This window comes from Novosphingobium sp. BL-S-20, assembly GCF_055521635.1.
The window spans coordinates 1,056,815-1,071,389 of record NZ_CM145494.1 but is presented as its reverse complement, the minus strand read 5'-3'; the positions used below and the strand labels follow the sequence as shown (position 1 = coordinate 1,071,389).

Sequence of the window (14,575 nt, the reverse complement as noted above, 5' to 3'; positions counted from 1 at the left end):
AGTCCGCTGCCGCTCCTGCCTGATATCGCCAAAAAGACGACGATCTCAGATTTGTATCCATTTATATAAATTGATATCTATGTATATATGCGATCAACCACCGTCATCGGCTTCCTCGGCTCCACGCTTGATGCGTCCAAGTTCGGCCCCTCGCGCTGGATGAAGTGGCGCCCCTCGGTGGCGTTGGCCATGCATGAGGATTTGCGCGTTGACCGCTTCGTGCTGATGCATGGCACGGGGCACAGCCGCCTCGCCGATTTCGTCAGCGAGGACATCGCCTCCGTCTCACCAGAAACCACGGTCGAACGCCACGTCGTCGATTTTCAGGACCCCTGGGATTTCGAGGAAGTCTACGGGAAGCTGTTGGATTTCACGCGCACCCTGAAGATCGACCCCGAAGCAGAAGACCTGCTGGTCCACATCACCACCGGCACCCACGTCGCGCAGATCTGCCTGTTCCTGCTGACAGAGGCGCATTACCTGCCCGGACGCCTTCTCCAGACCCAGCCCAGCCGTCGCGCTGACGGCACCGCGCCAGGCTCTTGGAGCGTGATCGACCTAGACCTGTCGCGCTACGATTCCATCGCCACCCGGTTCGCCGAAGACAGCCGCGAGAGCGCGTCATTCCTGAAGTCGGGGATCGAAACCCGGAACGCTGCCTTCAACACGATGATCGAGGAGATCGAGCAGGTCGCATCGCGTACCCGCGCGCCGATCCTACTGATGGGGCCGACCGGTGCCGGCAAGAGCCAGCTCGCCCGCCGCATTCACGATCTCAAGAAAGTGAAACGGCAAGTCTCCGGCCCATTCGTAGAGGTCAATTGCGCTACCTTGCGCGGCGACAGCGCAATGTCGGCCCTGTTCGGACACAAGAAAGGCGCCTTTACGGGCGCCGCAGCCGACCGCGCCGGCCTGCTGCGCAGCGCCGATGGCGGGATGCTGTTCCTTGACGAGATCGGCGAACTCGGGCTGGATGAGCAGGCGATGATCCTGCGCGCGATCGAGGACAAGCGCTTCCTGCCCGTAGGCGCCGACAGCGAGGTGTCCAGCGACTTCCAGCTTATCGCCGGCACCAACCGCGATCTGGCACGCTGCGTGACCGACGGCACCTTTCGCGAAGACCTCTTCGCGCGCCTCAACCTCTGGACGTTCTCCCTGCCCGGCCTCGCCGACCGACGCGAGGACATCGCCCCCAATCTGGACTACGAACTGGATCGCCACACCGAACGGGAGCGCGAACGGATTTCGTTCAACAAGGAAGCGCGCGGCCGCTATCTGACCTTTGCGATGTCCCGAGACGCGCACTGGAACGGCAACTTCCGCGACCTCGCCGCCAGCGTCACGCGGATGGCAACCTTTGCACCGAAAGGTCGCATCGACCTGGCAACGGTCGACAACGAAATCACCAGACTTGGGCGCCTGTGGCGAGGCCACACCGCCAGCAAGGACGATGGACTGGCAACAATCCTCGACGCAGAAAGACTGAACGAGATCGACCCCTTCGACCGCGTGCAGCTAGCTTACGTCCTGCAGATATGCCGCGAGAGCACGTCTCTATCCGAAGCCGGACGACGCCTCTTTTCCGCCTCCCGCGCACGCCGCAACAGCACCAACGATGCCGACCGGCTCAGGAAGTATCTGGGTCGTTTCGGGTTGGATTTCGCAGCGGTTCAATAGCATCCGTTTACGCGGACGAACGCGTTCGCTTCGCAGACATCGACGTTTTCGAACTCGCCAACTCGCCGCGCCGCACCCAACAATCATGCAAGCAGCCCCGGGCGGGACTTCGCACAAGGTGAGATGCCAGACCGGCTTCACCCCATCCGCACAAAACTCTTGCCAGACAAAGGTCCAGCCGCGGCATGAAAAGGGGCTACGAAAAATCGCAACCCCTTCAGTTCTGTAGCTGAAAGAAATCAGAACTTGGCGGAAACGCCGACCTTGAAATAGCGCCCCATGATGCCGTCCCAATAGGTCGTCACGCTATTCACTCCCGCCGGCGACGGATACGGCGCATTGGTGTCAAAGATATTATCCACCATGAAACGCAGCGTGTAAGCTTCGCTGATGTCGTAACTCAGCGAGCCACTGACATAGGCCACCGCTTTGCGAGTGGGGTACTCATAGGTGTTGGGGGCAGCATTGGGATCGACCTCGGACTTGCCGAAATACTGCACCTGGGTGAAGGCACCGAAGCCTCCGTTCTTGTAGGCAATGCTCGCCGTGCCCTTGTGCTTTGCATAGCCAATGCTGCCGCGGGTAATGTCGAGATCGCCCACGCCGACACGCTGCTCCAGCTTGTCCATGTACTGATAGCTGCCCTTCAGAAGGATCGAGCTATCCGCGCCGAGGAACGGCGTATCGAACACATAGGTCAGGTCTGCCAGAAGGCCGCGGTACTTGTACGATGCGGCGTTGACATATCCTGTCCGGATGAATTCGACCTGCCCGTCTGCACGCCGATCGATTTGCGAACAGATCGCGTTGGGGAAGCTGGTCGAATCGTAGCAAGCGGCCATCGTCTGGTCGGCATCAAGGCTGACGATGGCGTTCTTCAGCGAGACGTTGACCCAGTCCACCGAGAGCGAGAAACCGGGCAGAGCACGCGGCGTGAGGATCGCGCCGATGGTCCAGCTATTCGCCTTCTCGTTTTCGAGGTTGGTATTACCGGAAAGCGAACCGCGGCTGGTGAAATCCACGATATTGGACGTGAAGTTCGACGGCAGACCCGCCGCTGCACAGTTGGCGGCGCGGGCAGCCGGGTTCGGGCCGGTGGTGATGTAACGCGAATCGCACGGGTCTTCTGCCGTCGTGAAGATTGCGCTGGTCGGGTTGAACAGTTCGGTGATCGCCGGCGAACGGATCGAACGGGTAAAGTTGCCGCGAATGCCGAAGTCTTCGATAAAGTTGATCTTGCCCCCGGCGGTCCATGTGAAGTCCCCACCTGCCAGCGAGTTGTCCACATAACGACCCGCGCCGTGGAATTCAGCGGAACGCAGGAAGGACAGACCCATGTCGGGCGAGATGAGCGGCACGGTCAACTCGCCGAAGAACTCGTCGGTGTTGTAGCTGCCGCGAACAGGATCGATCGGGATGGAACGACCGTAGGACTGGCGATCCGCGGTGGGATCCGTCGGGTCGGGGATACCGTAGAAGAACACGCCGGGATCGAACACGGCCTTCTCGTTGCGATGCTCGTAGCCCGCCGCGAAGCCGACGCTACCAGCCCAGGTGTTGAACAGGTCGCCGGTAATATCTGCGGTGACCACCCACTGCTGGTTCGTCGCTGTGGGATGGGCAACGGTCGTCATGTAATCGGCGACTTCCGGACCGTTCTGATTGCCGAACGGGTTGAAGGCCACGCAGGTGCTGCTGACCGTCTGGATCGGCGAACTGGTCCCGGTGCATCCTGCCAGAGCGTTCTCGAAGTTCTGCTGAACGAGTTCACGGCTGCTGCCCCGCGTCTTCGAGCGGCCATAGTTGCCGATCACTTCCCACTTGAAGTTGCGATCGCCGACCGAGAAGTCGCCCTCGAGACCGCCGGTGATGCGGTAGAGCTCAACCGTGGTGCTGCCCAGTCCCGAGGTAATGTCGGTGTTGGCGCGGCCAAGGTAGAAGTAATCCTGACCGGCGGGAAGCTGTGCAGCAATCGTCTGGCGCGCGGCGTCGGAAAGGAACGGGTTCGAAAGCGGAATGATCAGGTTGCCGTCCGGCGTTCCTGCATCATCGAAGAGCCAGGTGTTATAGACGGGCTGTGCGCGCAGTTCGGTCCCCTTCGAACGAGCATAGTTGAACTCGGCGAAGACCTTGATGTTGTCGGTGACTTCATAGTCGGCGTGTACATAGCCGAGATAACGCTCGGTAGGCGAAAGCAGGTTGGTCAGCGGAACCAGGCTGAGACCATTGCCTCCGGCAGAATTGGTGGCGCCGTGAACTTCGCCGTAGTCAAGCGGAACGAGATTGCCGTTACGGTCGAACCTCAGCGTATTGCCGGCACCGTCCAGGATTTCACCGCCGAAGAGAGGCACGCTGTCCTCGCTGAGCGGGATACCGAATTCGGACATGGTGGGAATGCGACGGTCGCGGATGATGACCTGGCTATAGGGGCTGTCATCGATCGGCGCGGCATAGGCCAAGCCTGCAGCGGTGCGCTTGCGGTCGGTATAGAGCAAGCCTTCCTGCCGGTTCCATTCGAAGGATCCAACGATATTGCCGCGGCCACCGCCGAAGCTGGTGCCGGCCAGAATGCCGAGGCGATAGGAAGCCGCGTCGCCCTCATCCGAAATACCGGTCTGCGCATCAAGCTTGATGCCCTGATACTTCTGCTTGAGCAGGATGTTGACGGTACCGGCGATAGCATCGGAACCGTAGATCGGCGCGCCGCCCACGGCCACGGTTTCAAGGCGGTCGACAGCCAGGGTCGGGATGGTGTTGAAGTCGACCTGCGAGCCAGCCGCCACAGGACCGAAGATCGAGGTCGTGTTCGAACTGACAAAGCGGCGGCTGTTGACCAGCGTCAGGGTGCGCTGCGAGCCAAGGCCAAAGAAATCGATGAAGGTCTGCCCCGAACCGAAGCTGCCGGACTGCGCACCGACGCCGCTGCTGGCCGGCGGTCCGAACGCGGGGATAGTCCTGAGAGCATCACCGGCATTCGTGAAACCGCGGTTTTCGAGCAGATCAGAGCCAACGATGATGGTTGGCTCCAGCGTATCCACGCTGCGGCGGGCGATGCGCGATCCGGTAACGACAATCGCTTCGCCAACCGTCTCCTCGTTTTCCGCCGGAGGTGTGCTCTGGCCGTAGGCCGGACCGCAGAGCATGGCAAAAACCGAAAGTCCCGTCGCGCCGCGCAGAGCAGCTTTATGGAAGGATGTTTTCACGTTGTGTCCCTTGCTTCTTTCGTGCGCACAGCAGGAAGCGTGACCAGACCTGCTGCGACCCGGTGTCGGAAATCACCTTGCGCGAACGCATAGATTACCAGGAGGACATTTTCCGCCAAAAACCCTGATTATCAATTAAAAATTGCCGATAGTATATTTGAGGGATGAAATGTGGCGAAGAGGCAACAGAACTCATTCCAACAATATGGGAACGACGCATCTCGCTTGATCGACGCAATTTTTCTTCTGCCGCCCTATACCTTTCCATGAGCGCAATGCAGCTCCGGCAGCTTCGCCTACCAGCGCTTGGAAAGCGCCATAATTTACGTCAACACCGTTGGTTAACACAACGGCTACCACGAGATCACCTCAACGCCCCAAACCGGAGACAATTGCGCAGGATCCTCAAATCAGTGGTAAACTTCGAGAATGAAACGAGTTTACCGAACTTGTCCGAAAGAACGCCCGCAATGACCGGACCGACATCTCCAACCTCTCCATAACCCAACTTGAACAGTGCGTTTCGAAAATGTATTTTTGTTCAATGACATGCGCGCGCAGGCGCAAGTGTTACCACTACATTTTTGGGGTCGGTTGAGTTTGCAGAGGCTCAGGTTTGCGGTGGCAACTCGCTGATATTGGCCGGCAGCGCGATGCCGGTTGCCTTGAAGACATTCCCCACCTGGCCCGAGACGTGGGTACGGGTGGTAATGACCTTGCCGTCCTTTTCGATGGTGGCTTCCTGAAGACGATCGAGATCGTTGAGGAGCGGCTGCCATTCGGGCTGGAAGCCCTTTTCCTGACAAAGACGGGTGAGTTCCTTGGCCAGCGTCAGAGCGAGGAACGAGACAAACACATGGCCGCGGATAGCGGCATCGGACTGATGGAAGATGGGACGGGTATCGAAGCTCGCCTTGGCGACGCGGAACAGGGCTTCGACCTGAAGCAGGTCACGGTAGCGGATGGCCGCCTGCAGCGGGGTGATCCGGGCATTGGTGCGCAGCACGCTGATACCATCGTAGCGGGCCTCGTCAGCAAGCTTGCCCATGTCGATCTCGAAGGTCTTGCCGCTGGCCTTGAGATAGCGGCGATAAGCTGAGTTACCAACCAGGGCCTTGTCACCCTTCTTCAGCTGGGTCTGGAGGCCATCGATGATCGCTTGCCGATCGGCTTTGTCCTTCCTTGCCTCAGCTTCGTTGAGTGTGACGACATAGCGCTGGGCATCTGCGCCTTTGCCAACGCGCACTTCCTTGATCCACAGCTGAGTGTCTCCTGCCTGCCGCTCGAGAACCAGGGGCACCATCGGGGCCGTGTCGTTCAGCACGACATCGCGGATGACGCTGCTGGTGCGCTCTCGCGCACCCAGGATGTATTCCATGCCCAGCTCTTCAAGGGCGGCGATCGTATCGGCGCTGATCATGCCGCGATCGGCCACAACGCACGAGCGGGTGATGCCGAAGCGGGTGCGCAGGCGCGTGACGATGGGCATGAGCACCTTCACGTCAGCCGTGTTGCCCGGGACCATCTCGGTACAGATCGGACGCCCCTGGGCGTCGATCACGACGGCCAGGATCAGCTGGGCAAGCTCGGGCCGGTGGTCCTTGGAATAACCGCGCCGTCCCAGCGTGTCGCCGCCGGCGCCGTAGAACGAGAGCGACGTCGTATCCATGAATACAAGACTGAGGTCGGTGAACAGGTCTCGGCGGCGATCGAACAGCTTCTCCTCGATCACGTCTTTCACGCAGCGAGGTGCCAATCCCCCTTCTGCCTTCTCCTCGATCTCCTCGCCGAGCCAGGCCATGGCGCGATAGAAGTGATGGAGGGCAAGATCCTCGCTGCCGTCGATGGCGTAGCTCTCCATCCAGTCCAGGCAGGCTCGGTCCGAGCCGGAGACGAACAGGCGGTGCAGTGTGGCGACGAATACGGCGCGCTCCACGGCAAAGCCGAACTGGCGGCCTTCCAGCACCTCTTCCAGTACCGCATCGACACCAAGCCGCTGCCACAGGCGCCCGAACAGCAACGGGCCGCCAATCCTGCGAGCTGCGATCCGGCCTGCATCGATATCGGACAGAATGACGCTGCGTTCGGCGTGGCGGGCAATCGAGGCGGCCAGCCTGTCGAGTTCACCACTCGCGGCCAGCACATCCTTGCGGCCCAGAGCCTTGATCGTGCGCTGACGGACGGTTTTGCCCTCGCGCACACTCTCGACCAGGTAAAGATAGCGGTGCCCGCGAGCGACTCGTTCGACGACATACATGGTCAGGTTGTTACTACCTGCACCTGTGAAGATAAACCAAACCACCAGTCACAGGCGAAATGTTGTTAGCACACCCCATTTTGCCGCCAAATCCACTACCAGCAAAATCAGCTACTTAACGCCTGACGTTCCCCGCATGTTCTGCCAGCACTGTTCAACTTGGGCATAAGTGGCGGAGCTTCATCTGCGATGCGAACGCTTTGTGACCTTCTGGATCATCGGGCACGATTCCGCCGCTAAAATCGGCCGCGATAGCTCTCGAAGCCTATAGTTCACTTGGATATTAAATATACAAATTCATCCAAATCATAACTCAGGCGCACCATCCGATTCTTCTGACTTCGGCGACATCGTTTCGAACGCATACGAGGCAGAAAGTACATGCCGCATAAACCAGTCCATCTGCACGTTGATCTGGAACAGCCGGTGGCGCAATTCCCTGAAATTATGTGGCTCTCTCGGCGCCAGGTAGAGCGCTGCCTCCACGCCGAGCGCCGAGAGTGCGCGGTAATACATCACCGACTGTGCCGAAGGGACGCGTTCATCCTGCGCTCCGGCAAGGATGAGCGTGGGCGTCTTTACCTTGTCCACGGCAGCAAGGGGCGAGTAGTCCTGATAGAGGTCGCGGCGGGCGGTCGTTCCATAGGGCGGGGTAACGAACCATTCCTTGCGCTGCCAGCGCGTGTCCGAACCAAGGTACATAGAGGGCCAATCGACCGCGCCGGCACCGACCACCGCCGCCTTGAAACGATCGGTCACGGTCTCCAGCCGTGCCGTCATATGCCCCCCTGCACTCCAGCCCATCATGCCGAGCCGGTCGGGATCCGCCATGCCGCGCCGGACCAATTCGTCGACACCGGACAGCACGTCCTTGTCGGCATGACGGAAGTACCCCGCGTTCATGCCTTGGAGAAATGCATCTCCGTAACCGGTCCCGCCCCGATAATTGACGCTGAGCACCAGCACGCCTTTTGCAGTCAGTAGCGGCAGGAACCGGCCATAGGCAAAGACGTTGAACTGGTCCGCCGAGCGCGGTCCACCGTGGCTCTGCACAATCGTCGGATAGGCACGGCCCGGCACGTAGTCGAGCGGGTAGGTTACCAGGCCTTCCAACACCTGTCCGTCAGGTGCCGTCCAGCGGATCGCCTCTTGACGCGGCAGCCGGAAACGCGCGGCGATATCGTCGTTGAGATGCGTCATCCGCACCGGGCGGGGACGGCGCGGATCGATCCGCAAGACTTCTTCCGGCTGGGTCGCGCTGCGTTCAGTGTAAGTGAGCGTGCGCCCGTCACGGGACAGGGCGATGGCGGAAATCACGCTGTCGCTGCCCGCCAGCTTGCGCCAGCGGCCACCGTTAGCGGGCACTGCGTATAGGCCGGTGCGGACGCCTTCCTGTGCGGTGAAATAGACGGTACGGCCGTCGGCAGACCACAGCGCTTCCTCTATCGCCCAGGCAGGGCCGTCCGCAAGTTCTCGGGTACTTCCGCTCGCAAGGTCGATCACAAAGAGGTTGGCGTTGAACGTACCATAGTGGCCGTTCTTCGCATTTGCGCGAAACAGTGCAGTACGGCCGTCCGGCGAGAGGCGGGCGCCCATCTCCTGAAAGTCGTTATCGGTCAGGCGGCGATCCTCGGCGCCCTCGACATGCACCCAGAGTTCCGAAGCGGACTGGTCGTCCAACAGCCGTGAGACCGCGCGGCGATAGAGCAGCACGCGGCCATCGGCAGAGAAGTCAAAGCCCCTCACCTCGAAGTCCCCGGACATGACCTTTGCGGCTTTGCCGGTCGCAAGGTCTGCCTTCCAAAGGGCCCGGCGCGCGCCAGGCGCCTCGAAGGCAAACATATCGTCTCGCACCTTCTTGCGCGCGGCAAGTTCCTTGTCATCGGGAACGTCGGCCAGGAAATGGATCGACTTGCCGTCTGCAGCCCAGGCGAGATCGGCCGGAGCCGTTCGCAGCGTGGTGAGCTTTCGCGCCTCGCCGCCATCGACGGGCAGCAGGTAGATCTGGCTCACCTTGTCCCCGTCGCGCCGGTCGACGAAGGCGATGGTCCGGCCGTCAGGAGACCATGCCGCACTCGTCCCGCTGCCCGCCAGCATGCGCCGCGCCTTGCCAGAAGAGGTATCGACGTTCCACAATTCGGTCGACGTGCGGTTCTTTTTCCAGTCCGCCTGGGTGACCCGGTAGAGAATCGAGGCCCCGTCGTTCGCGGGTAGAGATGCGCCTGCGCGCGTGATGCTCAGGAGATCGACGGCGCCCATCGTCCCGGGTTCACCCGCCCATGCAGGAGCAGCGGAGAGGGTTGCGATCAGCAGGGCGGATCGGAACAGGCGGGAAACAGCAACCATGAGAATCTCGGAAAAAAAGGGCCCGGCGAAGCCTCGGCATCGCCGGGAGGGGATGGATTATCGGTTTAAGGGAGCGCGGATGCGCAGCCGCTCGGCCTAGAACTGGAACTGGGCTCCCAGCGTGAAGGCACGGCCGCTCACACCGTAGACAGAGCTGTAGTTGTACTTGTTGCCGCTGTTCGTTCCATCCGGCAGGAACGGCCCATACTTGTTGAACACGTTCCGGATCGAACCGTAGATGCGCAGGTTCGGCGCGTTCAGCGGTGGAGTAATCCGGAAGCTCAGGTCATGGCGCCAGTAGGCCGGGACATCGAGGAACAGCGGATCGGTGATACCCGCCGCAGCGAAAGTCGCTGCAGATTCGTTACTGTCCACGGCCTTGCCGATATAGACCGCGGTCCACTTCAACATGAACCGCTTCGAACTCCACTCGACACTGCCTTTGGCGGTGTCCTTCGAGGTTCCGACTTCACCAAGCCAGTCGTCCGTCGATTGACTGGCAATGCCCTGATACTTCGTGCCGAGTTCAAGCCGGTGATTGTAGTTTAGCGAAAACCGGACCCGGCCGGGGATCACCTCCGGACGGAACTGGAAGGCTACCGCCACGTCGATGCCGCGGGCGCGCAGTTCGTCGAGGTTTTCCTGCTCGTTGACGAGCCGCGTGATCTGCCCTTCCGCATCGCGAGTGATGGCATCGCAGAAGCGGTTACCGAAGCCGTTGGTGTCCGAATAGCATTCCAGCATCTGATTGGTGTTGGAAAGCGCGGAAATGGCATCCTTCACCTTGATGTCGTAATAATCGACGCTGGCTTGCAGGCCCGGAAGGAAGGCGGGGTTCACCACCACACCGGCCGTGAAGGTATAGGCGGTTTCCTCCTTGAGATCGGCATTGCCCGAGTTGGGCGCATTGACGCTGGTACTGTCCTGCCGGAACACGCCGTCCGCCGCGATGGCCGCCGCGATCCCGGCGTTGGCACGGCAATTGTCGGCGACCGTCCCGACCGCGGTTGCCGTGACCCCGCTGCAGAGGTCGACAACGGTATCGTAGTCGTCGCGGGGCGGGGAGTAGAGTTCCGTCGTATCCGGTGCGCGCTGGGCACGGCTGAAGGTGGTGCGCAGGTTCATGCCCCGCACCGGCTCCCACTGGGCACCGGCGCGATAACTCAGCGTCGTTCCCACGCCCGAAAGGTTGTAACGGGCAACGCGCAAGGCGCCATCAAGGCTGAGGCTATGCACAAGCGGGAGATCGCGTAGCAGCGGCACATTGGCCTCGGCATAGGCCTCGCCGACTTTCACCGTGCCCGCATATTCGGGAATATAGGCGAAATTGCTGTAGCCGCTGGCGGTCAGCTCGTCGGTGTGCGTTTCGGTGTGGTCGCGGCGCAGTTCGAAGCCGGTGGCGATTTGTACAGGCCCCGCGGGCAATTCGAACAGCGTTCCGGTCAGGTTTCCGCTCAGCGTGTGCTGGCTGTTGATCGACTGATACCAGACGTCCCCACGAATGTAGTCTGCTGCCGCGTCGCTGATCGAGCCGACCCCAAAGAGGTTGAGCGGGACGCAGCCATCCGCCCGCGCAGCCTCGTCGGCGCAGACGATCGAGCCGTCAGCCAGCTTCGTCGCATCGAGTGCATACTGAACGTGCTGGAAGTTCACGCCGTTGGTGCGCACCTGGTTTTGCTCGAAACGGCCAAAGCCGTAAGTCACGTCCCAGTTCCAGTCGCCGAAAAGTGTGCCCTCGAAACCGGCCCAGGCGCGCCAGGTCTCGCGCTTGTTGTCGATGGCCATCTCGCCCACTTCCGTGAGGCGACGACGAAAATCGATGCCCGAGCTGGTCGAGGCCGCCGCGATCACCGAAGGAACAAGCGGATTGCTGCGGGAAATCCGGCCCAGCGTGTACTCGTCATCGACGCCATAGCTCGACGAATTGTAAATGTAGTAGGGTTCTCGAACCGAATTGGTGGTGATCCGCGAATAGAGCACCGTCGCCTTTAACTTCAGGCTGTCGCTGAACTCGTAGCCCAGCTTGCCCGCCGCACTGATGCTCTCGCGCGGAACGATCAGAGTGCCGTTGGCTCGGGAATCGTAACCGTTCTCGGCTGTGACGAAGCCGGAATGCATGCCGCTTTCGTCATAGTAATAAGCGCCCCGACTGCTGAGAAAACGGCCGCCCGGCGTGTAGGTGCTGAGGTCTGGCGAAGTGACCGTATTGCTGGAGGGGTCGTAGCTGACCGATTCCAGCGCCCAGTCGCGATCCTTCGCACGCAGGGCATATTGCTTCTCGTAAGTCCCGGTAGCCATGACGTAGAGGCGGTCGTCGAGGAAATTCCCCCCGGCCGCGAGCGAATATTCCGTGCCGTCACCGCCGCCATCGTTGGTCGCGGTGCCGGACACCCTGCCCTTGATCCCCGTCAGGTTGCTGTCGGTGATGATGTTGACAACCCCGGCAATGGCATCGGACCCGTAGACCGCCGAAGCGCCGCCGGTGCTGACGTCGATGCGGTCGACCAGAAAGGTCGGGATGGTACTGAGGCTGACGGCATTCGAATTGCCGACATTGGACACCGTACGATGCCCGTCGATCAGCGTCAGCGTGCGGTTCTGCCCCAGCCCGCGCAGGCTGACCGTCGACAGGCCGTTGGTCTGCGTCGAAGTCTGTCCAGCCGAAAGGTTCAGCCCCTGGTCCACCCCTGGGACGTCCTGGAGCGCTTCGGCGAGATCGCGGTAGCCGTGCTCGGAAATATCTTCCTTCTGGAGCGCGACAACAGGGATCGGAGAGTCGAATTCGGTGCGGCGAATGCGCGACCCGGTCACTACCAGTTCGGGCATCTCTGCGCCGACGTCATCGGCAGCGGCAACCGTTTCCGTGGCAGGAGTAGGCGTCGGGGCGGGCTTGCGGACGATGAATATGCCTGAGCCGCCCTGCTCGATCACGAGCCCGGTACCGCGCAGCAACTGCGCCAGGGCAGCGCGTGTCGTAAAGCTGCCTTTCAGGGCCTCGGACTTACGTCCCTTGACGCTCGCGCCGTCGAAAATGACCTGCTGATGAGCAGCCGAAGCGACGCTGCGCAGGGCGGCGGCAAGGCTCTGGGCTGGAATGTCGAAGTCGATGCGCTGTTCCTGCGCGAATACCGGCACAGCCTGGACCGCCAGAATTGCAGCCACGACGCTTCCCACACCCCAACGGGATGCTGAACGAAATTTCCCCATGTTTGGCGACCCCTGTTTGAATAATTGTTGCCGAACGGTGAGACGCACCGCGCAGATACAGGGACAGAAGAAATTCCCGAAAAATTTCCGAGCCGCGCTTCCTGCCTTACCGCCTCTCAATCCTCCAACCGCTATCGGTCCCCCGGATTCGAACCGGATAGAGCGCGGAAACACCGTCGATGAAAGCGCCCGCATCACCCGTCCGGAATACACCGTTGACGAGAAGCTCCCCGGTCTGCTTGTCCACGAGCTCAATACGCTGACGCGAATAGCGGTTAACCCGTTCCACGGCATCCGCCAGTGTCTCGTTTTCGAAGACCAGTTCGCCGTCCTGCCACGCCTCGCCGGCAGCCATCTGGAAAGGAGCAATTTTCGGCTGTTCACTGCCCTCGGCCAAAGCAATCATCTCGTTGCCGGGAGTTAGCTGCGGCTCGCTCTTCAGCCTGCGCGGACGGAACTGTTCGTTCTGCTCTTTGCCGCGCACCGTCGTTCGGTTGACGACGGCCACATGCCCTTCGAATAATTGGACGTGAACGGCCTTACCCAGCAATTCGACGGAGAATGAAGTCCCTATCGCAACGACGATGCGGTTTCCTGCAGTGACCGTGAAGGGGCGCAAGGGGTCCTTGGCCACATTGAAGCGAGCGCGCCCACGCATGAGAACCAGCGAACGCCGATAATGGCCAAGATCGACGTCCACCGCCGAATCGCCATCGAGAGCCAGCTGTGACCCATCTTCCAGCAGCACGACGCGCTGCTCGCCGACACCTGTAACGTAATGTTCGGAACGGACGCCCCAGACCGAGAGTATGCCCACAAATCCCAGGAGCAGCGACGCGGCAATCGCGACGATGAACAGCGATTTGCGGACTTCACCGCGCCGATCCCTTCCGCCATCACGGTGCTCATAGTCGCAAAGCGCAGCAGTGCGCAGGCTGATGATCTCCGGCTCTTCCGCGAGACAATCGATTGTCCGGGACATACGTGCAATGTCGGCAAAGAGATCGGCATTCTCGGACACTGCCAGCCATTCGTCGAACCGAACCTGATCGGCTTCGGCCAAGGCCCCCTCGGTCAGGCTAATATACCAGAACGCGGCCTCCTCCGCGCGCAAACCGGCGGTATCGGAAATGCTGGAGTCCTTCATTTAACATCTCCCATCTGGGAGGCCAGCAGCGCCATTGCCTTTGCGATTTGCTGTTTCACGGCGCTCTTCGAGATACCGTAGCGCTCGGCGATGGTATCCTGGCTGAGTTGCTCGAATTTGTAGAGGACGAACATCGTGCGAGTCCGTTCCGGCAATGCCTCCAGCGCGCCGATTAGTTGTTCGACACTTTGGCGACCGCTCGCAATTGCATGTGGGTCCACGAATTCGACGTCACGCCGCTCCTCCGCCTCGACGAAATGACGATAGCGTTCGCGCACCCGATAGCGGCGATGGCGATCCGCAAGAAGATTCACGGCGATCTGGAACACAAAGGCATCGGGACGATCGACACCGGCATCGCAGCGCAGCATCCGCTCGAAGACTTCCTGCGTAAGATCCTCAGCCTCGGCGCGATCCCCGATCCTGCGCGAAAAAAACGACATCAGCACACGTCGCCAGCGCCTGTCGAACTCTGCGATGTCATTGCGTGGCTGTGCCCGCACCCAAAATCTCCTTGGTCTGCGCCAAGTGAGACGCGCGAGGCGCGATTAGGGACAGCAATTCCGCTAGTTCAAGAGGGTAGAGCAGCGATCGGTCGAGCGCCGCGCCAAGAGTGTCAGAAAATACCCACGCGAACCTGGGCCATCCATACACTGTTGGCGTCCTTCCAAGGATTCAACCACGAAAGGACGCAACTTCAGTGTAGCAAGGAAGTGTAACTGGAACCACTCACCAGTA

At 60.7% G+C, this 14,575-nt stretch carries 7 protein-coding genes; 1 reads left to right on the top strand and 6 read right to left on the bottom strand.

Going from position 1 to position 14,575, the window contains the following annotated elements:
* Window positions 1-87 precede the first annotated feature (87 nt).
* Window positions 88-1,677, top strand: a complete 1,590-nt coding sequence (gene rtcR / locus ACZ1II_RS13005) for an RNA repair transcriptional activator RtcR (RefSeq protein ID WP_465146809.1) — start codon at window positions 88-90, stop codon at window positions 1,675-1,677.
* A gap of 239 nt (window positions 1,678-1,916) precedes the next feature.
* On the opposite strand, the gene ACZ1II_RS13000 is transcribed toward rtcR, so the two are convergent.
* The 6 genes from ACZ1II_RS13000 to ACZ1II_RS12975 form a co-directional block, all read right to left on the bottom strand.
* Entirely contained in the window at window positions 1,917-4,880 is a 2,964-nt protein-coding gene (locus tag ACZ1II_RS13000; protein WP_465146808.1) for a TonB-dependent receptor domain-containing protein, read from the bottom strand.
* A gap of 610 nt (window positions 4,881-5,490) precedes the next feature.
* Window positions 5,491-7,137: an IS1634 family transposase gene (locus ACZ1II_RS12995; protein ID WP_465144544.1), complete on the bottom strand. Its 1,647-nt coding sequence runs from the start codon at window positions 7,135-7,137 to the stop codon at window positions 5,491-5,493.
* Window positions 7,138-7,443: 306 nt separating this feature from the next.
* Complete coding sequence (locus ACZ1II_RS12990) at window positions 7,444-9,483, bottom strand: S9 family peptidase (RefSeq protein WP_465146807.1); 2,040 nt, start codon at window positions 9,481-9,483, stop codon at window positions 7,444-7,446.
* A 96-nt stretch (window positions 9,484-9,579) separates the two neighbouring features.
* Complete coding sequence (locus ACZ1II_RS12985; protein ID WP_465146806.1) at window positions 9,580-12,645, bottom strand: TonB-dependent receptor; 3,066 nt, start codon at window positions 12,643-12,645, stop codon at window positions 9,580-9,582.
* 151 nt (window positions 12,646-12,796) lie between these two features.
* Entirely contained in the window at window positions 12,797-13,837 is a 1,041-nt protein-coding gene (locus tag ACZ1II_RS12980) for a FecR family protein (RefSeq protein WP_465146805.1), read from the bottom strand.
* Entirely contained in the window at window positions 13,834-14,340 is a 507-nt protein-coding gene (locus ACZ1II_RS12975) for an RNA polymerase sigma factor (protein ID WP_465146804.1), read from the bottom strand. Before ACZ1II_RS12975 ends, ACZ1II_RS12980 begins: the two co-directional genes overlap by 4 nt.
* Window positions 14,341-14,575 lie beyond the last annotated feature (235 nt).